This is a genomic window from Streptomyces rhizosphaerihabitans, assembly GCF_025399795.1.
Classification (GTDB): domain Bacteria; phylum Actinomycetota; class Actinomycetes; order Streptomycetales; family Streptomycetaceae; genus Streptomyces; species Streptomyces rhizosphaerihabitans.
Genome location: NZ_JAODTZ010000087.1, coordinates 1 through 22792, shown reverse-complemented (window position 1 = coordinate 22792; position 22792 = coordinate 1). Strand labels below are relative to the sequence as shown.

Annotated in this window: 20 protein-coding genes and 1 other RNA gene; 14 read left to right on the top strand and 7 right to left on the bottom strand. The window is 69.3% G+C overall.

The window, feature by feature from the left end; all coding sequences use genetic code 11:
* Positions 1-194: 194 nt before the first annotated feature.
* Positions 195-1301 (top strand): peptide chain release factor 2, encoded by a 1107-nt coding sequence (gene prfB / locus N4G66_RS42690; protein ID WP_261709719.1) that lies wholly within the window; start codon positions 195-197, stop codon positions 1299-1301.
* A 333-nt stretch (positions 1302-1634) separates the two neighbouring features.
* Complete coding sequence (locus N4G66_RS42685; protein ID WP_261709718.1) at positions 1635-2213, top strand: hypothetical protein; 579 nt, start codon at positions 1635-1637, stop codon at positions 2211-2213.
* Between the two features lie 95 nt (positions 2214-2308).
* On the opposite strand, the gene N4G66_RS42680 is transcribed toward N4G66_RS42685, so the two are convergent.
* Positions 2309-2500, bottom strand: coding sequence for a hypothetical protein (locus N4G66_RS42680; RefSeq protein WP_261709717.1), 192 nt, complete (start codon positions 2498-2500; stop codon positions 2309-2311).
* Between the two features lie 301 nt (positions 2501-2801).
* Between N4G66_RS42680 and ftsE the strand changes: the two genes are divergently transcribed.
* The 8 genes from ftsE to N4G66_RS42640 all read left to right on the top strand — a co-directional run bounded on the left by ftsE (position 2802) and on the right by N4G66_RS42640 (position 8471).
* On the top strand, positions 2802-3491 hold the full coding sequence (ftsE, locus tag N4G66_RS42675; protein WP_261709716.1) for a cell division ATP-binding protein FtsE: 690 nt from the start codon (positions 2802-2804) through the stop codon (positions 3489-3491).
* Between the two features lie 33 nt (positions 3492-3524).
* The gene (gene ftsX, locus N4G66_RS42670) at positions 3525-4445 is read left to right on the top strand and encodes a permease-like cell division protein FtsX (protein ID WP_261709715.1); all 921 of its coding nucleotides are present in this window, start codon (positions 3525-3527) and stop codon (positions 4443-4445) included.
* A gap of 67 nt (positions 4446-4512) precedes the next feature.
* A complete protein-coding gene (locus N4G66_RS42665; RefSeq protein WP_261709714.1) occupies positions 4513-5679 on the top strand; it encodes a S41 family peptidase in 1167 nt (388 codons plus the stop codon).
* A 69-nt stretch (positions 5680-5748) separates the two neighbouring features.
* Positions 5749-6294, top strand: a complete 546-nt coding sequence (gene smpB / locus N4G66_RS42660; protein WP_261709713.1) for an SsrA-binding protein SmpB — start codon at positions 5749-5751, stop codon at positions 6292-6294.
* Between the two features lie 151 nt (positions 6295-6445).
* Positions 6446-6834, top strand: a transfer-messenger RNA (tmRNA) gene (gene ssrA / locus N4G66_RS42655).
* A 7-nt stretch (positions 6835-6841) separates the two neighbouring features.
* The gene (locus tag N4G66_RS42650; protein WP_261709712.1) at positions 6842-6991 is read left to right on the top strand and encodes a hypothetical protein; all 150 of its coding nucleotides are present in this window, start codon (positions 6842-6844) and stop codon (positions 6989-6991) included.
* 75 nt (positions 6992-7066) lie between these two features.
* A complete protein-coding gene (locus N4G66_RS42645) occupies positions 7067-8203 on the top strand; it encodes a hypothetical protein (protein WP_261709711.1) in 1137 nt (378 codons plus the stop codon).
* A complete protein-coding gene (locus tag N4G66_RS42640) occupies positions 8160-8471 on the top strand; it encodes a hypothetical protein (RefSeq protein WP_261709710.1) in 312 nt (103 codons plus the stop codon). The genes N4G66_RS42645 and N4G66_RS42640 overlap by 44 nt, the downstream gene beginning before the upstream one ends.
* A gap of 107 nt (positions 8472-8578) precedes the next feature.
* Here N4G66_RS42640 and N4G66_RS42635 read toward each other — a convergent pair whose 3' ends face one another.
* The 6 genes from N4G66_RS42635 to N4G66_RS42610 all read right to left on the bottom strand — a co-directional run bounded on the left by N4G66_RS42635 (position 8579) and on the right by N4G66_RS42610 (position 16402).
* Entirely contained in the window at positions 8579-9592 is a 1014-nt protein-coding gene (locus N4G66_RS42635) for a LacI family DNA-binding transcriptional regulator (protein WP_261709709.1), read from the bottom strand.
* Entirely contained in the window at positions 9592-11847 is a 2256-nt protein-coding gene (gene yicI, locus N4G66_RS42630; RefSeq protein ID WP_261709708.1) for an alpha-xylosidase, read from the bottom strand. Before yicI ends, N4G66_RS42635 begins: the two co-directional genes overlap by 1 nt.
* Before the next feature lie 12 nt (positions 11848-11859).
* Positions 11860-12681 (bottom strand): carbohydrate ABC transporter permease, encoded by an 822-nt coding sequence (locus tag N4G66_RS42625; protein WP_261709707.1) that lies wholly within the window; start codon positions 12679-12681, stop codon positions 11860-11862.
* Positions 12678-13646, bottom strand: coding sequence for a carbohydrate ABC transporter permease (locus N4G66_RS42620; RefSeq protein WP_261709706.1), 969 nt, complete (start codon positions 13644-13646; stop codon positions 12678-12680). Before N4G66_RS42620 ends, N4G66_RS42625 begins: the two co-directional genes overlap by 4 nt.
* Complete coding sequence (locus N4G66_RS42615; RefSeq protein WP_261709705.1) at positions 13643-14938, bottom strand: ABC transporter substrate-binding protein; 1296 nt, start codon at positions 14936-14938, stop codon at positions 13643-13645. Before N4G66_RS42615 ends, N4G66_RS42620 begins: the two co-directional genes overlap by 4 nt.
* A gap of 210 nt (positions 14939-15148) precedes the next feature.
* Positions 15149-16402 carry an MFS transporter gene (locus N4G66_RS42610; RefSeq protein WP_261709704.1) on the bottom strand — a complete coding sequence of 418 codons (1254 nt, stop codon included), beginning with the start codon at positions 16400-16402 and terminating at the stop codon, positions 15149-15151.
* Between the two features lie 83 nt (positions 16403-16485).
* Between N4G66_RS42610 and N4G66_RS42605 the strand changes: the two genes are divergently transcribed.
* The 4 genes from N4G66_RS42605 to N4G66_RS42590 all read left to right on the top strand — a co-directional run bounded on the left by N4G66_RS42605 (position 16486) and on the right by N4G66_RS42590 (position 22585).
* A complete protein-coding gene (locus N4G66_RS42605; RefSeq protein WP_261709703.1) occupies positions 16486-17478 on the top strand; it encodes a LysR family transcriptional regulator in 993 nt (330 codons plus the stop codon).
* 457 nt (positions 17479-17935) lie between these two features.
* Positions 17936-18865, top strand: coding sequence for a hypothetical protein (locus tag N4G66_RS42600; protein WP_261709702.1), 930 nt, complete (start codon positions 17936-17938; stop codon positions 18863-18865).
* A 112-nt stretch (positions 18866-18977) separates the two neighbouring features.
* Positions 18978-21209 carry a glycosyltransferase gene (locus tag N4G66_RS42595; protein ID WP_391858978.1) on the top strand — a complete coding sequence of 744 codons (2232 nt, stop codon included), beginning with the start codon at positions 18978-18980 and terminating at the stop codon, positions 21207-21209.
* Positions 21206-22585: an acyltransferase family protein gene (locus tag N4G66_RS42590; protein WP_261709701.1), complete on the top strand. Its 1380-nt coding sequence runs from the start codon at positions 21206-21208 to the stop codon at positions 22583-22585. Before N4G66_RS42595 ends, N4G66_RS42590 begins: the two co-directional genes overlap by 4 nt.
* The last annotated feature ends 207 nt before the right edge of the window (positions 22586-22792 follow it).

Below are 22792 nucleotides of genomic sequence, written 5' to 3'. Positions count from 1 at the left end.
TGGCGTCGGCCGTGCTGGTCGCCGCGGTGGGCGTCGGGACCTGGCTCGCCACCTCCGGCGACGGCGCCGACGCGACCCCCCAGGACACGAAGAACTCGGCCCCGGCCTCCCCCTGACCCGCCTGGTACGGGCGCGGCGGGGCCCCTCGGGGGCAAGGGGCGAGGCCCGCTTGTCGTAACCGTTACGCTGGAGGCGTGGCAGTCGTCGATGTATCCGAAGAGCTCAAGTCCCTCTCCTCGACCATGGAGTCGATCGAGGCCGTCCTGGACCTCGACAAGCTGAGGGCAGATGTCGCCGTGCTCGAGGAGCAGGCGGCCGCGCCGTCCCTGTGGGACGACCCGGACGAGGCGCAGAAGATCACCAGCAAGCTGAGCCACCTCCAGGCGGAGGTCAGGAAGGCCGAGGCGCTCCGCGGGCGCATCGACGATCTGAGCGTGCTCTTCGAGATGGCCGAGGAGGAGGACGACCCGGACACCCGTGCCGAGGCCGATGCCGAGCTCGTCTCCGTCAAGAAGGCGCTGGACGAGATGGAGGTCCGCACGCTCCTGTCCGGCGAGTACGACTCCCGTGAGGCCGTCGTCACCATCCGTGCCGAGGCCGGCGGCGTCGACGCCTCCGACTTCGCCGAGAAGCTCCAGCGCATGTACCTGCGCTGGGCCGAGCGCCACGGCTACAAGACGGAGCTCTACGAGACCTCGTACGCGGAAGAGGCGGGCATCAAGTCCACCACCTTCGCCGTCAAGGTGCCCTACGCGTACGGCACGCTCTCCGTGGAGCAGGGCACGCACCGGCTGGTGCGCATCTCGCCGTTCGACAACCAGGGGCGCCGCCAGACCTCCTTCGCCGGTGTCGAGATCCTGCCGGTCGTCGAGCAGACCGACCACATCGAGATCGACGAGTCCGAGCTGCGGATCGACGTGTACCGCTCGTCCGGCCCCGGCGGCCAGGGCGTCAACACCACCGACTCCGCGGTGCGCCTGACCCACCTGGCCACCGGCATCGTCGTCTCGTGCCAGAACGAGCGCTCCCAGATCCAGAACAAGGCCTCGGCCATGAACGTTCTGCAGGCCAAGCTCCTCGAACGGCGCAGGCAGGAGGAGCAGGCCGCGATGGACGCCCTCAAGGGCGACGGCGGCAACTCCTGGGGAAACCAGATGCGTTCGTACGTCCTGCACCCGTACCAGATGGTCAAGGACCTGCGAACCGAGTTCGAAGTCGGCAACCCCGAGGCCGTGTTCGGCGGCGAGATCGACGGCTTCCTGGAGGCCGGAATTCGCTGGCGCAAGCAGCAGGAGAAGTAGGCGCGCGAGGCGTGGCGCGGGCGGACTTTCCCGCCCCCTGCGAAACCTCTTTATCGACAAGGCAACTGCCGTCCCCCGGGCGGCAGTTGCCTTTGTCGTGAGGGCTGACTGGGTTTTACGTCACAGTCAGATGTTCGCACGCCAGGCAAACAATGGTGTTCCGGACATCGCGTACGCAACGACCTTGACGTTGCTTTGGAAACTGGGAAGGGTGGCGTGTGGCATGCGTATCACCGGGGCGCATGTGAACCGGGGGGTCGAGCAAAGCCCCCTGTGACGCCGTGGCTCCGGACGCTGCTCCATTGACGATCAGCTACTGGGGGTAGCAGGCAGATGACCAAGAAGACGCGGATCCTCGCGGCACGGATAGCAGCCGGCGTGATGATCGCCGCCGGTGCTTCACTGACAGCGGCGGGAGTCGCCTCGGCGACCGGTACGGACGGCCCGACCCCGGACCCGTCCGGCACGGGTATCCCGACGTCGCAGGCTCCCACCACTGAGGCGCCTCCGACGTCGCAGCCTCCCACCAGTGAGGCGCCTCCGACGTCGCAGCCTCCCACCACTGAGGTGCCTCCGACGTCACAGGCCCCGACCACCACCGCGCCCACCGGGAACCCGACCGAGCCGTCGGAGGAGCCCGCCACCGGCTCGTCCTCCGCGCCCGCGGACGGCAACTCCGGCACCGGCAACGACAACGACCCCAACGGTGGAGCCACCGCCCAGGAAGAGGGCTCCTCGGCCCTCACCGACACCGGCTCGGACACCTCGGCCCAGGGCAAGGACGGCGCGCTGGCCGAGACGGGTGCCGGTCAGACCGTGTTCCTGCTCATCGGTGCCGCCACGATGCTCGCCGGTGGTGTCGGCTTCCGTCTGCTGCCGCGCCTCGCCGGCGGTCGCGACGCCGCAGCCTGAGATACATCTGTACGAGAAGGGCCCGGAGCAGCTCGCTCCGGGCCCTTCTCGTGTTCAGGGGCGTCGGCGGCCGTGCGGAGCCGTCCGCGCGGCTCTCACACCGTCTGGTGGGCCACCAGCGCGAGCGCCGCGATCAGTACCGCGAGCAGGGCGATCAGTGCCATGGGGTTGAGTCCCGCGAAGGGGCTCTCCTGCTGGAGTCGCTCCCGGTTCGCGCGGCAGACGGGGCAACGGCCCTCGTTGACGGGTGCCGCGCAGTTAGCGCATACCAATCGGTCGTACGTCATGCGCCGGCCCTCCTTGCGACGTCTCCGCGTACGCAGCGTTCTCGCGTACACATCGCTCTCTTAACGCTTCGGCGAACGCAACCGTTCCCCTACCACTGTGCCAGGTTCCGCGGAATTCGGCGCGGCTCGCCTTATCCTGCCCCGCCCGGAGTGCTGTCAGCCGCTCGGATCAGGTGTGAAACGCGCCTCAGATCCGTGACAAATCGTGCAAGCCGCACACAACCCCGTACGCCGACTGCGCTCGCACACCCGGTTCGCGTATGGTCACGCACACCTACCCCCGGCGACCCGTGGTGCACCCGTGATCCGATTCGACAATGTCTCCAAGGTCTACCCCAAGCAGACCCGCCCCGCTCTCAGGGATGTCTCCCTGGAGATCGAGCGCGGAGAATTCGTGTTCCTCGTGGGCTCCTCCGGCTCCGGCAAGTCCACGTTCATGCGGCTGATCCTCCGCGAGGAGCGGACCAGCCAGGGCCAGTTGCACGTGCTGGGCAAGGACCTCGCGCGCCTCTCCAACTGGAAGGTGCCGCAGATGCGCCGCCAGCTGGGGACCGTGTTCCAGGACTTCCGTCTGCTGCCCAACAAGACGGTCGCCGAGAACGTGGCCTTCGCCCAGGAGGTCATCGGCAAGTCCCGCGGTGAGATCCGCAAGTCCGTGCCCCAGGTGCTCGACCTCGTCGGCCTGGGCGGCAAGGAGGACCGGATGCCCGGCGAACTGTCCGGTGGTGAGCAGCAGCGTGTGGCCATCGCGAGAGCCTTCGTGAACCGGCCCAAGCTCCTCATCGCCGACGAGCCGACCGGAAACCTCGACCCGCAGACCTCCGTGGGCATCATGAAACTGCTCGACCGGATCAACCGGACGGGCACGACGGTCCTGATGGCGACGCACGACCAGAACATCGTGGACCAGATGCGCAAGCGCGTCATCGAGCTGGAGCAGGGCCGTCTCGTCCGCGACCAGGCGCGCGGCGTCTACGGCTACCAGCACTGATCATCGTCCACGGAAAGGTCTGAGGAAGACGCCATGCGCGCGCAGTTCGTTCTGTCGGAGATCGGTGTCGGTCTCCGCCGCAACCTGACCATGACCTTCGCGGTCGTCGTCTCGGTCGCCCTCTCGCTCGCCCTGTTCGGCGGCTCGCTCCTGATGAGCGACCAGGTGAACAGCATGAAGGGCTACTGGTACGACAAGGTCAACGTCTCGATCTTCCTCTGCAACAAGAGCGACGCCGAGGCCGACCCCAAATGCGCCAAGGGCGCGGTGACCAGCGACCAGAAGAAGCAGATCCTCGGCGACCTGAACAAGATGTCCACGGTCGTCCAGAAGGTCACCTACGAGTCCGCGGACCAGGCGTACAAGCACTACAAGGAGCAGTTCGGCGACTCCCCGCTGGCCAGCTCCCTCACGCCGGACCAGATGCAGGAGTCGTACCGGATCAAGCTGGTGGACCCGCAGAAGTACCAGGTCATCGCGACCGCCTTCGACGGCCGGGCCGGTGTGCAGTCCGTGCAGGACCAGAAGGGCGTCCTGGACAACCTCTTCGAGCTGCTGAACCTGATGAACCGGGCCGCGATCGCCCTGATGGCGCTCATGCTGATCGTCGCACTGCTGCTGATCGTCAACACCGTGCGCGTGTCCGCGTTCAGCCGTCGCAGGGAGACCGGGATCATGCGCCTGGTCGGCGCCTCCGGTTTCTACATCCAGGCGCCGTTCATCGCCGAGGCCGCGGTCGCCGGACTGATCGGCGGCGGTGTGGCCTGCTTCTTCCTGGTGGTCGGCCGCTACTTCACCATCGACCACGGCATGGCCCTGTCCCAGAAGCTGAACCTGATCAACTTCATCGGCTGGGACGCCGTGTTGACCAAGCTCCCGCTCATCCTCGCGACGAGCCTGCTGATGCCCGCGCTGGCCGCGTTCTTCGCGTTGCGCAAGTACCTGAAGGTGTGACGCATACCAAGAGGGCCGTACCGTCAACCGGCGGTGCGGCCCTTCGCGTTGTCCTAGACTCACCGGCATGTCAGGCCGTGACCTGTTCTGCGAGCCCCGCCGCATCCGCCGCGGGGCGGCCCTGACATTGGTGTTCGCGAGTGTCCTGGTCGCCGGAGCGGCGACCGGATCGTTCTCCGACCCCGCCCGCAAGACCCCGGCCCCGCCGTCCGGTTCGGCGTCGGCACGCCACCGCGACGAGGTCGCCGAGGCCGCCGCCGAGGCGATGGCCGACGGCAAGTCCCCCATGGAGGCCGCCGAACGCGCCGTCAGCCGCAGCGGAGACCGCTGGGGAGCCGTCTACTCCCAGGGCGAGTACGAGGAGTTCGAGGAGGCCCTCGACGGCCAGTACACCGGCGTCGGCCTGTGGGCCCGCCGTGAGCGCGACGGACGCATCGAGATCACCCGCGTCAGCGCCGGCTCGCCCGCCGCCGCCGCGGGCATCCGCAAGGGCGACCGGCTGTGCACCGTCGACGGCGAGAAGGTGGACGGCAGGCCGGTCACCGAGGTGGTCTCGTTACTGCGCGGCGACGCGGACGACGCGACCGCCGGCACGAAGGTCTCCCTCGGCCTGGAGCGCGGCACGCAGTCGTGGAGCCGGACCCTGCGCCGCGCCCGGCTCTCCACGGACTCCGTGACCGTCAGCAGGCTTCCCGGCGATGTCACCCTGATCAAGGTCGACGCCTTCACCAAGGGCGTGGGCGACGCCGTACGGGCCGCCGTCGGCCGGGCCCCGGGCCGGGCCGGGATCGTCCTCGACCTGCGCGGCAACTCCGGCGGCCTGGTCACGGAGGCGGTCACCACCGCCTCCGTCTTCCTCGACGGCGGCCTCGTCGCCACGTACGACGTGAACGGCGCACAGCGCGTCCTGCACGCGGACTCCGGCGGCGACACCACCAGACCCCTGGTCGCGGTCGTCGACGGCGGCACGATGAGCGCTGCCGAGCTGCTCACCGGGGCCCTCCAGGACCGCGGGCGCGCGGTCGTCGTGGGTTCCAGGACCTTCGGCAAGGGCTCGGTCCAGATGCCGAGCCGGCTGCCCGACGGCTCCGTCGCCGAGCTGACCGTCGGGCACTACCGCACCCCCGCGGGGCGCTCCGTCGACGGCCGGGGCATCACCCCCGACCTGGAGGCGGACAAGGAGTCGCTGAAGCGGGCCGAGACCGTGCTGAGCGGTCTCGGGGACCCTTCGTGACCCGCGGACCGCGGGCCCGGTAATCGGCTTTCCCCAGAGCCCCCTGGTAGTGCGAAAATGGCCAGCACTATGAGCAAGGGAATGTACGTACCGAAGGAGTCCCAGCCCAAGCAGGGCGGCCAGGGCTCCGGCAAGGCCAAGGACGGCAAGCGCAAGATCGTCGCGCAGAACAAGAAGGCGCGGCACGACTACGCGATCATCGACACCTACGAGGCCGGGCTCGTCCTGACCGGCACCGAGGTGAAGTCGCTGCGCCAGGGTCGCGCCTCGCTGGCCGACGGCTTCGTCCAGATCGACGGGAACGAGGCGTGGCTGCACAACGCCCACATCCCGGAGTACAGCCAGGGCACCTGGACCAACCACACCGTGCGCCGCAAGCGCAAGCTCCTCCTGCACCGCGAGGAGATCGACAAGCTGGAGGCGAAGACCCAGGAGACGGGTCACACGATCGTGCCGCTCGCCCTGTACTTCAAGGACGGCCGGGCGAAGGCGGAGATCGCGCTCGCCCGCGGCAAGAAGGAGTACGACAAGCGGCAGACCCTGCGCGAGAAGCAGGACCGGCGCGAGTCGGACCGCGCGATCGCGGCGGTCAAGCGGAAGGAGCGCGGCGAGTAGCGCCGAGCAGCCGGCCGGGTGGCGTGGCGGGCGGAGCGGGCCCACTGGAATAGGCTGGCACCGTCGTACGTTGGTCACGTAGGATGGCACTGCACCTCACAGCGGGTGCGGGGTTCCTCTCCGGAGGGGCCGAGCTTTGAAAAATCAACATGGGGATGATCGGTTTCGACAGCGGCTGTTGAAGCAGGGGAAGCGTGTCGAGGAAGCGGCAATGATCTCGTAAACCATATGTCGCAAAAAATAATCGCCAATACCAAGAGCGATTCCCAGTCCTTCGCCCTCGCTGCCTAATAAGCAGTGAGTGAGGGACCCTTAATGGGTGTCAGCCCGGGAGTGTTCCCGACCCGGATCCTGGCATAATCTAGGGGACTAAACCATCGAGCCCGGTCACGGGGTTCGATGGGAAATCAAACAGTGACTGAGCCCGTCGGCGACTTGTTCGCGTGATCGCCGGGGCTGAGAAAATCACAGCGAACTGCACACGGAGAAGCCCTGATTTTGCACCGTTGGACGCGGGTTCGATTCCCGCCATCTCCACTCATCCCATGTGGGCACAGGCCCCGTCGCTTTCGAGCGGCGGGGCCTGTGTCATGCCCGGAGCCAGGGTCTCGCGGCGGTCGTGACCTACAAGGGCCTGGCCAACGGTGGTCCGGGTGCCATGACGTCGGTCACCTGGCAGGGGTACCGGGACATGTGAAAGTCCGCTGAACGCGACCGGTGAAGTGCGTTTCGTGAATGCCGTGAGAGGCCTGAAAGGGTGGAGGGGACGACTGTGACGGGACGGCAGGAGCCGTACTACGTGGACTACGACGGGGACTTCGGACTCAGTGGGCTGGCCGAGGCGTTCGCCCTCTCACCCGCTCCGGAGAACACCGGCGCGGCACTGGGGCTCGTCATGGCGAAGCTCGACGCGTACGACCGTGAGTGTCCTGTGGGCAGCGTCGACCATCTCAGCGCGGATGAGCGGAGCATCCTCGGCTATGACACCAGCCACGACGAGTGGGGGTACGCCGACGAGCTGCGCGAGGACGTGCGCAGGCTCGTCGAGTCCCCGCTGGCGGACGATGCGATCCGGGCTGTGTGGCAAGCGGCCGCCGGGGGCGTGTGGGATCCCGCGGCGCACGGAATGAGCGCCCGTGACTGGCTGCGGCGCATCGACGAGACCTGCGCCGCACACCCGCCCCGGAAAATCCCCGGACGGCGCCCAGCGCCTTCCTCGTGGTGGGGCGCCTGGCGGCCGGCGGCCGACGAGGTGCGTGACGACGTCGTCGCGGAGATACGGTCCTGTCGCGAGCCGTCGGCCGGTCCCTTCCCTTCCCCCGGCCCCCTCCCTTCCCCCGACACGCTGTCGGCCCTCGAAGAGGTGGCCGCCCGTGTGCATCCCGATCTCGGCTTCCGGCTCTTCCTCCGGGCGCTGAAGGCGTGTTCCGTGCGGATCGACAAGGAGCGGTACGACCGGTTCCAGGCGCTGGGTGACAGGTTCGGTCACCACGCTTTTCTGATCGACACCGGTCTCGACGTCGCGTGGCCGCCCATCGACACCGCCCGCCGGGATGCCGTCTGGGACTTCGGGCTCTCCTGTCTCGCCGGGCAGGCCCACCAGGACTGGCGTGGCAGCCGGGAGGACATCCGGAGTGCAGCCGAGGGCGACGACGTCGGGCAGACCCCGGGCTCCGCGGCGGCCGTCCTCCTGGAGGACGCGCTCCGCCTGCTGCGCTCCGCGCTGCCCGACGCGGCGGTCTCCGCCCTGTGGTACGGGGCCTCGGCCTGGCCACGGAGCGGCGACGGCCGGGACTGGCTTCGGCTGATCGCGGACGTGTGCCGTGAGCGGCTGGGGGAGGTCGTCCCCCCCGTACAGACCCGTCGTGGCGCCCGTTCGTACCGAACTCGCCGACCTCGTGCTGCGTGAAGTCCGGGAGACAGCGCCCACGGTGGCGGACAAGACCGTCAGCCCCCACTGGCGCCCCGTGCCCGCGACGGAGGTCATGGACGCGCTGGAACACGTGGTCACCCGGATCGATCCCGATCTCGGATTCCGGTTGTTCCTCCGTGTCCTGAGTGTGCTGCAGGTGTCCCTCACGCAGGAGCGGTACGACCGGTACCGGGCGATCGGTGAGCGCTTCGGGTACGGCGAGTATCACGTCTGCGACGTGGACTACCTGATCGAGACCGGCTGACCGGCCTCGGCACAGGGTGAACGCGGTGGGCGGCGGCCGCCGTCGCGCGGTCGTACGGGGTCGCCGTCCCGCGCGCCCTCGACCGCCCTCCCTCGTGTCATGTCTCCTCAGGCGTTCAGCGTGCGCGGCGCCGTACTCGCGCGTTCCGTCATCCGGGGAGTCAGCAGGGTCGCCTCGGACGCGGGCTTGCCGTTCAGCTGGTTCATCAGCAACTCCACCGCCCGCGCCCCCACTTCAGCCGACGGGATGGCGACGGAGGTGACCGGGACGCGCAGGCTCTCGGCGAGTTCGTCCGGGCAGATGGCGGTGACGGACAGATCGGCCGGAACCCGCAGGCCGAGCTGTCCGAAGGCATCGATCAGCGGCTCAAGAACCGGCTCGTTGTGGACGACGACGCCGGTCAACGCGGGCTGCTCGCGCAGCAGTTGCTCGGCGACCCGGCGGGCGGCGGCGGGCGAGGCCTCGCAGGGGTGGACGGACGAGGCGAGGCCGCTGCGGTCGGCGGCGGCCGTGAACCCCTGCACCACCCGTTGCGCGAACGCCGTGCCCCGCACATACACCTCCGGCGGCGACCCGACCAGCGCGACGACCCGGTGCCCGAGTCCCGCGAGCCGCTCCACGCACAGCTCACCGGCCGCCTTGAAGTCCAGGTCGATGCAGGTGAGCCCGTCGGCGGCGGCGGGGAAGCCGATGAGCACCGACGGCCGGTCCAGTGCGCGCAGCAACGGCAGCCGGGGATCGTGGAGCTGGACGTCCATCACGATCAGCGCGTCCACCAGCGCCGTGTCCGCGACCCGGCGCAGCCCCTCCTCGCCCTCCTCCTGCGTCAGCAGCAGGACGTCGTGGTCGTGCAGCCGGGCCGCCGTCACCACCGACACCGCGAACTGCATCACCACCGGCACATGGATACCCGCCCGCAGCGGGACGACCAGCGCCAGGACGTTCGACCGGCTGCTCGCGAGGGCCCTGGCCCCCGCGTGCGGGCGGTAGCCGAGGCGGCGGATGCTCTCCGCGACACGTTGCCGGGTCTCCTCGGAGATCGGCCGCTTGCCGCTCAGCGCGTAGGAGACGGTGCTGGGGGAGACCCCGGCGTGCCGTGCCACATCGGTGATCTTGACCATCAGTCGGACCCCAGTTCCAGGGAGAGGAAGCCCGTGCCGGCACGGGCCCGTACCTCGCGTCCGTCCACGGCCAGCCCCCAGGGCGCGGAGGGATCGGTGCAGGACGCGCGCAGGGTGTCCCCCTCACGTACGACGGTGAAGGTGACACCGCCGACCGGAACGGTCACCCGGGCGCCCCGCTTCAGGCCGTACGCGCGCAGGGTGACCCCGTCGGCGTGGTCGTAGTCGGGGCGGTCGTCCACCGCCCCCACCGGGATCACCGCGCCCGGCCGCACGAGCAGCGGCACGCTTCTGAAGCCGTGCCGTTCGCGCACCCAGCGCGGTCCGGTCACCGGCGGCCCGCCGAGATAGGGGGTCCAGGTGCCCTCGGGCACGTAGTAGGAGACGTCCCCCTCGTCGCTGAAGACGGGCGCGACCAGCAGATCCGGGCCGAGCATGTACTGCCGCTCCAGGTGCGCGCACCCCGGATCGTCCGGGAACTCCAGGACCATCGCCCGCATCATCGGCACCCCCTCCGCGTGGGCGGTGCGGGCGGCCTCGTACAGATACGGCATGAGGCCGAGCTTCAGCCGGGTGAAGAGCCGAAGGACGTCCACGGCCTCCTCGTCGAACAGCCAGGGCACGCGGTACGAGGACGAGCCGTGCAGCCGGCTGTGCGAGGACAGCAGCCCGAAGGCGATCCACCGCTTGAACAGCGCGGGTGTCGGTGTCCCCTCGAAGCCGCCGATGTCATGGCTCCAGAACCCGAACCCCGACATGCCGAGGCTGAGCCCGCCGCGCAGCGACTCGGCCATCGACGCGTACGTCGCCTCGCAGTCGCCACCCCAGTGCACCGGGAACTGCTGGCTCCCCGTGGTCGCCGAACGGGCGAAGACGACGGCCTCGTGCTCCCCCCGGTGTTTGCGGAGCACGTCGAACACGGTCTGGTTGTAGAGGTACGTGTAGTAGTTGTGCATCCGCTCCGGGTCGGCGCCGTCGGCGTACGCCACGTCCACCGGGACCCGCTCGCCGAAGTCGGTCTTGAAGCAGTCGACGCCCTGTTCGAGCAGCGCCTCCAGCTTCGACGCGTACCAGTCCCGGGCGGCCGGGCTGGTGAAGTCGACCAGCGCCATGCCCGGCTGCCACAGGTCCCACTGCCAGACACTTCCGTCGGGCCGCCTGAGCAGATGACCGAGGGCCCGCCCCTCCGCGAACAGCGGGGAGCGCTGCGCGATGTACGGGTTGATCCAGGCACAGATCCGCAGTCCCTTGTCCTTCAGCCGTGCCAGCATCCCCTCCGGATCGGGGAACACCCGCGGATCCCACCGGAAGTCGCACCAGTTGAACTCGCGCATCCAGAAGCAGTCGAAGTGGAAGACGGACAGCGGGAGTTCACGCTCCCGCATGCCGTCGATGAAGGAGGTGACGGTGTCCTCGTCGTAGGAGGTGGTGAAGGACGTCGACAGCCACAGGCCGAAGGACCACGCGGGCGGCAGGGCCGGACGCCCGGTGAGCGCCGTGTACGTGCGCAGGATGTCCTTCGGGGTCGGGCCGTGGATGACGTAGTACGTCAACTGCTGGGCCTCGGCGCTGAACTGGACCCGGGAGACCGCCTCCGAGCCGACCTCGAAGGAGACCCGGCCCGGGTGGTCGACGAAGACGCCGTAGCCCGCGTCCGTCAGATAGAACGGCACGTTCTTGTAGGCCTGTTCGGTGGCCGTTCCGCCGTCCGCGTTCCACATGTCGACGACCTGGCCGTTCTTGACGAGCGGCCCGAACCGCTCGCCGAGGCCGAAGACCTGGGTGCCGACGCCGAGGTTCAGCTGTTCGCGCAGATAGTGGGCGCCGCTCGCGTCCCGCATGATGCCCATGCCCTTGGGGCCGCTGCTGGTGAGGACGCGGCCGTGTGCGAGGAAGTCGATGTGCCAGGGGGCCGTGCGGGAGACCCGGACGGACAGAGCGCCGGCGGTCAGGGTCGCGTGGTTGTCGTCGTATTCCATGAGCGGTGTGAACTCGGTCCCGCGCAGCTCGAACCGGGGTCCCCGCGGCTCCTCGCCCTGGAAGTGGGTGAACGTGACACCGATGACATCGGGCATCGGCGCATGGGCGCTGATCGTCACGACCGGTCCCTTCAGCAGGTCGCCGCGGTGCCGGATGGGCTGCGTCGGCGCGTGGATCTCCAGGCCGCCGGGACCCGAGGTCACATCGAGGACCTCGACCGGGTGGGCCGCGGTGACACCCTCGCGCAGCAGCCAGTAGCCGTCCGTGAACTTCACTGTCGTCCCCCTCTACTTGACTGCGCCGGCGGCGATACCGCGGGTCAGGGTCCGCTGGAAGAGCAGGAAGAAGACGATGGCGGGCAGGACACCCAGCAGGGCGGCCGCGTTCGTCATCGTGGCGTCCATCAGACGCTGGCCCTGGAGGACACCGAGGGCCACCGACACCGTCTGGTTGTCGTTGGAGATCAGCATGACCAGCGGCAGCAGGAACTCGTTCCACGTCCAGATGAAGAAGAAGACGAGGAGCACACCGATCGTGGGGCGGCTGACCGGGACGACGATCCGCCACAGCACCTGCCACTGGTTCGCCCCGTCGATCCGCGCGGCCTCGACGATCTCGCGCGGGAACCGCCCGAGGACCGAGGAGAGCAGATAGGTGCCGAACGCCGCCTGGATCACCGTGAACACGATGATCACGCTGAGCCTGGTGTCGTAGAGGCCGGCCTGCTTGCTCAGGTAGTAGACCGGGTAGACCAGCGCCTCCTGCGGCAGGGTGTTCGCGAGGACGAAGAAGGCGAGCACCCAGGTGCGGCCCCTGATCCGGCCGATCCCGATCGCGTACGCGTTCAGGACCGACAGGACGGCCGCCCCGACCGCCACCGAGCCCGAGATCAGGACCGAGTTGAGGAGCTTCTGCCCGAAGTCGACGCGCTGCCAGAAGTCCTTGAGCCCGTCGAGGTAGAGGCCGCGGGGGAGGCTGAGCGGCCCGTGCGCGGAGTACTCGGCGGGCGACTTGACCGCGTTGACCGCGACGACGGCGAAGGGCAGCACCATGAACAGAGCGCCGATGACGAGAGCCGCGAGAACCGGGTAGCGACGGAGGACGGTCATACGCGGACCCCTTCCTCGGCGTCCTCGGCGCGGGTCTGGAACCTCAGCCCGATCAGCGCCAGGGCCAGGATGATCACGGTCAGGACGGTGGAGATCGCGGCGCCGTAGCCGACCTGCGTCTTCTCGAAGAAGGTCGTGAAGGAGAAGTACGACGGCACGTCGGTGGCGCCGCCCGGACCGCCCTTCGTCAGGACGTACACCGCCCCGAACACCTTCAGCGCGGCGATCGTGCACCACAGGAGGACGACCGAGATCTCCGGGCGGATCTGCGGCAGCGTGATGTGCCAGAACCGCCGCCACCAGCCCGCGCCGTCCAGCTCGGCGGCCTCGTACAGCTGCGGGTCCACCCGTTGCAGCCCCGCCATGAAGACGACGAGCGGGAAGCCGATCTGCACCCACACCATCACGCCCATGACGCTGTAGAGCGCGAGATCAGGGTCGCCCAGCCAGTCCTGCTGCCAGGAACCGAGGCCGACGGCCTTGAGCAGTTCGTTCAGCGATCCGTTGTCGGGCGCGAGGATCCAGCTCCACACGATGCCGGCGACGGCGATCGGCAGGACCTGGGGAAGGTAGAAGCAGGCGCGGAGCACGGCCGCCGTCCGCGTCCCGAAGTGCTGGGCGACGAAGTCGAACAGGGCGGCGGCCAGGACGAGTCCGAGCGCGGTCGGTACGACGGCCATCGCGACGACCATGAACAGGCTGTGCCGGAAGGACGCCCAGAACTCGGAATCGTCCATCAGCTCGCGGTAGTTGGCGAGACCCGACCAGGTGGGGCTGCCGACCCCCTGCCAGTCGGTGAAGCTCACACCGGTGTTCATCAGGAAGGGGACGACGACGACCACGAGGAAGGCGATGAACCCGGGGAGCAGGAAGAGGGCGTAGGAGGTGCGGGGACGGCGCGGGCGCGTCGCGGCGCCGTGGTGGCCGCGGGCGACCCGGCCGCCCCGCTCGACGGTGACCGTCATGTCTTCGGTACGCCCTTGTCGTACGCCTTCTGCAGCGCGGACAGGTAGTCGTCCGGACTCTCGCTCCCGGTGATCAGCTTCTGTGTCTCCGAGACGAGGACGTCGTAGAAGCCGGCGACGGGCCAGTCCGGGTAGAAGGCGAGACCGTCCTTCCCGGAGAGGGTGTTGAAGTCGCCTATCAGCGTCTTGGCCTGGGGGTCGGTGATGGCTGCGGGATCGGCGGCCACCGGGACGCCGCCCTGGTTGCCCAGCAGGTTCTGGATCTTCTTCGACAGGGTGATGTCGATGAAGTCGTAGGCGAGCTCCTTGTTCTTCGCGCCCTTGGGGACGACCCAGATGTTGCCGCCGGAGCCGAGGGTGAGGTTGCTCCCGGGCCACAGGAAGGTGCCCCAGTCGAACTTGTTCTCCGTCTTGAAGCGGCCGTACCACCAGCTGCCGGAGAACAGGATCGGGCTCTTGCCCTGGATGAAGGAGACGCCCGCGTCCTCGGCCTTGAGCCCGCTGGACCTCTTGCCGATGTAGCCCTTCTTCACCCAGTCGGCGAAGGTGGTCGCGGCGTACGTCCAGGCCGCGTCGTGGAAGTCGGTCCTGCCCTGGTAGAGCTCGTAGCTGTCGACCCAGGACCGGTCGGCCTTGGACAGGGCCAGCTGGTAGAGGTACTGCTGGGCCACGTACTCGGCGCCCGCGTTGGCCAGCGGGGTGATGCCCTTCGCGACGAACTTGTCCATCGCGGAGGTGAGTTCGGCCGGCGTGGTGGGCTGGGCGATGCCGTACTTCTTGAACAGGTCCTTGTTGTAGAACACCATCGTGTACTCGGCGTAGTCGGGCACGCCGTACCACTTGCCGGAGCCCATGACCCCGCCCGTGTCGTACTGGCTGATGGTCCGCACCCCGCCGTTGATCTTCTTGTCCCAGCCGTGCTTGGTCACTTCGGTGGTGAGATCGGTGAGGAGCCCCTGCTTGGACAGGAGTCCGGCGGTCGCGTTGCCCTTGTTGTACTCCATGAGGTCGGGGGCGTCGTTCGAGTTGAGGACCATGGGCGCCGTCTTCTGGATCTGCTCGAAGCCCTTCTCCTCGAACTTCACCTTCACGCCCGGGTGTTGCGCTTCGAATTCCTTGATGGCCTCCTTCCAGGCCACCCCCATCGCGCTGTCCGGCCCCTCGTAGTGCCACAGCTTGAGTGTCGTGCCGTCGGAGGAGCCACTGTCCGAGCCGCCGCAGGACGTCGTCAGCAGGGCGCCCGTCAAGGCCATCGCCACCGCCGCCGCCGCACGCCTTCGTGTCGTCAACATCCACTGCCTCCAGAGGAGTTGGATGGGTATCGGGCCGCCACGCATCGTTCGTCGAACCGTTTCGATGCGTGACGTCGAAGCGCTTCGACGGGGGAAGGTATGTGGGGGCCGTGAGCGCGTCAATGCCCTGCACCGGAATTGGGGCAGGGGTTCGACGGGCCGGACGGTGGGTGCTCCGCGGGTCGGCGGTGAGGTGTCTGCCGGGTCGGGCTACGGGGTGTTCGCCGGGTGGAGTTCAAGACGGTGCTCCTGGCGCCGCACCGCACCCGCCCCCGCGCCCAGCGCGGCGATGGCGAGCGCGACCGTCGCAGCCGCGACCGGCACCGCGTACCCCGCGGCCGGTGACACATGCTCCACCACCCATCCGCCGACCGCCGAACCACCCGCGATCCCGCCCAGCAGGCCGGTCACCGCGAGGGTCATGCCCTCGTTCAACCGGCCCTCGGGCGTGCGCCGCTGGACCAGCGTCATGCCGGTGACCATCGTCGGGGCGGTCGCCATGCCGGCCACGAGCAGCGCACCCGCGAGAACCGGGAGCGAGCCGGTGAGCCGGACGGCGAGGAGGGGCAGCGTCAGCAGAACCGCCATGGCGCCGACGCACAGCACGTACCGCCGCACGGGAAGCGAGGAGTCGGAGGAGGGGGCGTTCCCCGCCACGGCTCCGTAGAGCAGGCCCGCCACGCACGACCCCGCCGCCTGGAGGGCGAGCACCGCGCCCGCGGCGGACCGGTGTCCCCGCTCGTCCGCGAACGCGATCGTCACCACCTCCATCGCGCCGAACACCGCGCCGGTGGCGAGGAAGGAGAGGAGCAGCGGAGGCATCCCGGGTGCGAGTGCGGGCGACGCGGACGTCGCGCGCGGCTGGGGCGGCGGCTGCGTCGAACGCTGCGCGGTGAAGAGCAGCACGCCCGTCATCAGCAGTGCCGACCCCACGAGCATGCCCGCCTCCGGGGAAACCGTCCCGCACAGAAAGGCCGCGAGCACCGGGCCCAGCATGAAGCACAGCTCGTCCACGGCCTGTTCGAAGGAGTTCGCGGTGTGCAGTGCCGCCGCGTCCCCCTTGAGGAGGTGGGCCCAGCGCGCGCGGGACATCCCGCCCGTGTTGGGGGTCGTGGCCGTGGCGGCGTACGCGGTGAAGAGGGTCCAGTCGGGTGCGCCGAGGCGTACGCACACCACCAGTCCGATCCCGCCGAGCAGTGCGAAGGCGGTGGCGGGCACGGCCACCCGGGCCTGCCCGTGCCGGTCGACGAGCCGCGCGGTCCAGGGAGCGACCACCGCGGTCGCCGCGAGACCCGTCGCCGTGACGGCTCCGGCGAGCGCGTACGAGCCCCGCGAACTCGCGATCATGATGACCGCGCTCACGCTGAACATGCCCATGGGCAGCCGTGCGACGAGGTTTCCGAGGGTGAAGGCACGGGTGCCGGGATGGGCGAAGAGACGGCGGTAGGGGGTGAGCGGCGACATGGGTGAACCGTCGCCCGTCGCCCCGGGAACGGTCCAACACTTACTCCGTCGCGATTGACGCACCTGGGTTGTAGGTTCGCGTGATGCCTGGTCAACGCCCCCTTCCCGGTCATCTGGACCCCCGCCTGCTGCGCGCGTTCCTCGCCGTCGCCGAGGAGCTGCACTTCACCCGCGCCGCAGCCCGGATGTATGTCGCCCAGCAGTCCCTGAGCCGCGACATACGCCGGCTGGAGCGGGAGCTCGGGACGGAACTGTTCGTGCGGACCACCCGGCAGGTGACGCCGACCGTGGAAGCCGAGCGGCTGCTGCCGTACGCCCGCCGCGTTCTGGAGGCGCACGACGCGCTGCTGGACGCCTTCGTACGGCGCGGCGGTGAGGAGAGACCGCTGCTCGTCGATGTCAATTCCCCCGGCCTGGTCTCCAGCCGCATCCTCGACCGGGCCCGCGACCTGGCCCCCGGCAGCGAGCTGATGGCCCGCTACGAGAGCGGGCTCACCGGTGCGGCGGCCGAACTGCTCGCCGGCCGCCTGGACGCGTCCTTCGGCCGCTTCGCCGGACTCGACCCGGCCGTTCGGGCCCGGCTGGAGCAGCGGATCGTGCGCTACGAGCCGATGGCCGTCATCCTGCCCGAGGACCATCACCTCGCCGCGCTGGACGAGGTGCCGCTGGCCGCGCTCGCGGGCGAGACCGTGTACGCGGGAGCGGGAAACCCCCGGACGCTGGAGTGGACCGACCTCGCACATCACCTGTTCGAGGGACGGGGCATCCAACTCGCGTCACCCGCACCGGTGGCTGTCGGAGCCGAGGAGTTCCGGCGGATCATGGCGAAGAGGCGGAATCCCGTCCTCGCCGTAGTGGAGTTTCCGGCCATGGAAGGGACGGTGTCGAGGCCCCTCGTCGACCCCGTTCCCCTGTCACCCGTGTCACTTGTGTGGCGCAAGGGACTCGTTCATCCGGGGATTGATGCGCTCATACGGGCCGCTGCCGAACTCGCGAGCGAAGAGAAGTGGCTCCTGAGTCCCCGGAAGGGGTGGATTCCAGCCACCGATGCCCTTAGTTTCATGAGACATACATGAGACGTAACCGTACGAGTCCCGCGCTGCGCTACATTTTTCGTCCGGGCGCAGTGTGATATTGGGGGGCGCTCGGGTCGAGTGGGGGCTCGACCCGGACGACATAGACAGCATTTGCCCGGAGTCGTCGCGCACCCGTGAACAGTCCCGTGGGGGGATGCACGTGCGCGTGGAGAACTGGCGGAAAGACGCCCAACCGGCTGGACGAAACCTCGACCGGCAGGACGGGCGCCGAATCGATCCGTCGCCTGGGCGAGAAGCCGAGGAGCCGATCGCCCGGCCCGAGGCCGACAGAACAGTTTCGTGGCCGAATATGGGAGTTGGCATCAGTCCTGAGCGTGGGGAACGCGCCGAGCGAGCAGTCGGCGGACGTTCCGAGCGAACCCCGGAGCCGGAGACCGAACTGCTCGTCGGTCACGCGACGGAGAGCGAGGCGTTCTCCGGCCGTGGATCCGATGCGTTGTCCGGTCGTGGGTCCGGCGCGTTCTCCGGCCGTTGGCCCGAGGCGGGATCGCCGTCCGGGCGTGAGCCCGGGGCGTTGTTCGGTCTCGACGGCCCGGCGCAGGCGGCGGCGTCCTTCGCCGGTACGGCGGAGAAGCGGCCCTTCTTCGCCGACGGTCCGGCGACCGAACTGCTGCCCGAGGCCACGCCGGACCCCGACCGTCCGCTGCCCGCTTCCTGGGAAGACCCCGACTTCTGGGAGCACCCCGACGAACCGGCGAACAGCCGTGACCGGCACGAGGTCACCATCCAACTCGACGGCGCGGGCCGCAAACCGGACGGCCGGCCGGTCCAGCGGGCCAAGGACGCCCCGACGACCCCGGAGGCCTCGGACGGCCCCGTCTTCGTCGACGAGTCCGGCCGCCGCAGCCGCCGCTTCCGCCGGCTCGGCATGCTCGTCGCCGTGGCCTGCGCGGTCTACGCCGTCGTGATCGTCGCCACGCTCCTGTCGGGCAACTCGAACGCGCCCTGGCTTCCGGTGCCGGGCCAGGAGGAGGACCAGCCCGTCGGCCAGGTCGACACCTCGCCGCTGCCCTCGCAGTCGGTGAACCCGTCCGGCAGGGGCAGTGCCACCGCGCCCGGCGCGGTGGCGACGGCCGGCAACGGCACGACGACCTCACCCGGTTCGGCCGTCACACCCAGCGCCTCGGCCGACGCCACCGCCCCGGGCGCGTCCAGCGACCCCAAGCCCACCGCATCGGCGACCAAGAAGCCGAAGCCCGGCGTCGTCACCAACGCCCCGGACCCGGACCCCGACCCCGAGCCGTCCTCCTCGGTGGCCAACCCGCCCCCGGCCTCCACCCCGGCGACCACCCCCGGAAGCACGGCCGCTCCCACGGAGACCGCGGGCACCGGAGGCGCCCCCGGAGCGGGGACAGGCACCCAATGAGTGGCCTACTCCGGCGGACACCAGCCGGGCAGAACCATCGGGTGTCCAGACAGCCGGGCATCCTCGGTTCCCCGCACCCCCTCTCCCTCTCGTCCCCGGAGAACATCCTCTGATGCCCCGCACCAGCCGTCGCGGTCCCGCGCCCAGCGCGCCGGGTCATGACTCCGGTACCACCCCGAAGCACGACCGCAACGCCCGGCGCCGACGCCTGCCCATGCGTTTCCTGCTGCCCACGACCATCCTGGTCGCGCTGATGGCGATGCTGATGCTGCGCGGTTACGTGCACAGCGAGATCCTCGCCGACCACCGCATCCGGCCCGAGGCCGCCACGGACAAGGTGCCGGAGAAGATCCTCGACGGCGGCCCGGTCATCGACACCCGCAGCGGCCGTACGACCAGCCTGAGCGTCCCGGACCACCGCCTGGTCCTCACCTTCGACGACGGCCCGGACCCCACCTGGACCCCCAAGGTCCTGGACGTCCTCAAGGCACACCACGCCCACGCGGTCTTCTTCGTCACCGGCACCATGGCCTCGCGCTACCCGGAACTCGTCGCGCGCATGGTGCGGGAGGGGCACGAGGTCGGCCTTCACACCTTCAACCACCCCGACCTGTCCTACCAGTCCAAGAGCCGTATCGACTGGGAGCTGTCCCAGAGCCAGCTGGCACTGGAGGGCGCTGCGGGCATCCGCACCTCGCTCTTCCGTCCCCCGTACTCCTCGTTCGCCGACGCCATGGACGACAAGTCCTGGCCGGTGACGCAGTACGTCGGAACCCGCGGCTACATCACCGTCGTGAACAACACCGACAGTGAGGACTGGCAGAAGCCGGGCGTCGACGAGATCATCCGCCGGGCCACGCCCAAGGGTGGCAAGGGCGCCATCGTCCTGATGCACGACTCGGGCGGCGACCGCCACCAGACCGTGCAGGCGCTGGACAAGTTCGTGCCCGAACTCCAGCAGCAGGGCTACGACTTCGAGAACCTCACCGAGGCGCTCAACGCACCGAGCGCGCACACCCCGGTGAAGGGCCTCGACCTGTGGAAGGGCAAGGCCTGGATCTTCCTGGTCCAGGCCTCGGAGAAGATCACCGACGGCCTGATCGTCTGCATCGCGATCATCGGCGTGCTGGTCTTCACCCGCTTCGGCATGATGCTCCTGCTCTCGGTCGCGCACGCCCGCCGGGTGCGCCGCAAGGGCTTCCGCTGGGGCCCGGCACCGGTCACCGAACCGGTGTCCGTACTGGTGCCGGCGTACAACGAGGCCAAGTGCATCGAGAACACCGTGAACTCACTCATGACGAGCGAGCACCGCGTCGAGATCATCGTCATCGACGACGGATCGAGTGACGACACCGCCCGCATCGTCGAGGACATGCGCCTGCGGAACGTACGCGTGGTACGCCAGCAGAACGCCGGCAAGCCCGCGGCCCTCAACAGGGGGCTGGCGAACGCCAGCCACGACATCATCGTGATGATGGACGGCGACACGGTCTTCGAACCGGCGACGGTCCGAGAGCTCGTCCAGCCCTTCGCCGACCCGCGGGTCGGAGCGGTCGCGGGCAACGCCAAGGTCGGCAACCGCGACTCCCTCATCGGCGCCTGGCAGCACATCGAGTACGTGATGGGCTTCAACCTGGACCGTCGTATGTACGACATCCTGCGCTGCATGCCGACGATCCCGGGCGCGGTGGGAGCCTTCCGCCGATCGGCCCTGGAGCGCGTCGGCGGCATGAGCGACGACACGCTCGCCGAGGACACCGACATCACGATGGCCCTCCACCGCGACGGCTGGCGCGTCGTCTACGCCGAGAAGGCGCGGGCCTGGACAGAGGCGCCGGAGTCCGTCCAACAGCTCTGGTCCCAGCGCTACCGCTGGTCGTACGGCACCATGCAGGCGATCTGGAAGCACCGCGGGGCCCTGGTCGAACGGGGTCCGTCGGGCCGCTTCGGCCGGGTCGGCCTGCCTCTGGTGTCGCTCTTCATGGTTCTGGCCCCGCTTCTCGCGCCCCTGATCGACGTCTTCCTCCTGTACGGCGTCGTCTTCGGCCCGACCCAGAAGACGGTCATCGCCTGGCTCGGTGTCCTCACCATCCAGGCGGTGTGCGCGGCGTACGCGTTCCGCCTGGACAAGGAACGCATGACCCATCTGATCTCCCTCCCCCTCCAGCAGATCCTCTACCGGCAGTTGATGTACGTCGTCCTGCTGCAGTCCTGGATCACCGCCCTCACCGGCGGCCGGCTGCGCTGGCAGAAGCTGCGCCGCACGGGCGTCGTGGGGGCGCCGGGATCGGCCCCGCAGCCGCGGGCGTCACACAGCGGGAACGAACGGAGGCCGGTCGGATGACCACGCACGAGTACCCGGTGGGGGCGACTCCGCCGCTGGGCATCCCGAAGGCGGCGGTCCCGCGTCCGCGTCCGTACCCGGGAGCGGCGTCGGACGACTGGCTGCGCCCGCAGCCGGAGGCTGGTCCGGACCCGGCACCGCGTCCGGAGACGGGACCGGTGGCGACGACGGGCACAGGGCCCGATTCGGCGCAGCAGTCGGCTCCGCGCCGCCCCGGCCGTGACCGCTACCTGGACCTGCTCCGCTCCATCGCCCTGGTCCGCGTGGTCGTGTACCACCTGTTCGGCTGGGCGTGGCTGTCGGTCCTTTTCCCGTCCATGGGCGTGATGTTCGCGCTGGCGGGCTCTCTGATGGCGCGCTCGCTGAGCAGGCCGCCGCTGAGCGTGATCCGGGGACGCCTCAGGCGTCTGCTGCCCCCGCTCTGGGCCTTCAGCGCGGTGGCGCTGACCATGATGTTCGCGGGCGGCTGGAACCCCGTGAAGGACCCCGACCAAGGTGGTACCTGGGGCCTGATCGACCTGCTCAACTACATCGTCCCGATCGGCGCCCCTCCGTTCCCCTGGCACCTCGGCTCCGAGTCGGGCCTGCTGGAGAGCGACTGGGCGGATCAGGGTGCAGGCGTGCTCTGGTACCTGCGCGCGTACCTGTGGTTCGTGGTCGCGTCCCCGCTCCTGCTGTGGGCGTTCCGCCGCGTTCCGTGGGCGACCCTGCTGGCTCCCCTCGCCCTGACGGCGGTGGTCGGCACCGGGCTGGTCACCATCCCCGGTGAAACGGGCAACGCCATCACCGACTTCACCGTCTACGGCGGCTGCTGGGTCCTGGGCTTCGCTCACCACGAGGGGATGCTGGCGAAGGTCCCGCGCTACATCGCCGTTTCGTGCTCGACCCTGCTGATGGCCTTCGCCCTGTGGTGGGCCTCGGGTCATCTGGGCCCCGACGGCTGGGACTTGAACGACATCCCGCTGGCCGACGCGATGTGGTCCTTCGGTTTCGTGGTGATCCTGCTCCATTACAGCCCGTCCTGGCAGCAACTGCCGGGCCGCCTCACCAAGTGGGACAAGCTGATCACGCTGTCCAACAATCGCGCGGTCACGATCTACCTCTGGCACAACATGCTCATCATGGCCACGGTCCCGATCCTCGACCAGGCGTACAACCTCCCCTTCCTGCAGAGCGACCTCGCGGTGGCGACCCTCGACAAGACGTACACGCTGATGATGTTCGTCCTGGTGTGGCCGTTGATCGGCCTGGCCATCCTGGCCTTCGGCTGGATCGAGGACATCGCGGCAAAGCGAGGCCCCCGACTCTGGCCGAACGGCTCCGGCGGCCGAAGGTCCAACAGCCGCTCGACGCGGGGGCGTCGGGCGAAGGTCTGAGCGAAGGCTGGGTGACGGGGGCGCTCTCCGGGTCGGGGGGCACCCACCCGAGCGAGGGGCGCCTGTCGTGCGAGGGGCGCGCTCCGGTCCGGGTGTTTCTCGGCGGCCGGCTCGGCGCCCCATCCCTCGATGTCACTCACTCGATGTCACTCAATCGAAGGTTCCCGGCGGCCAGTTGGTCACGTTATCGACCTCTATATCCAGCTC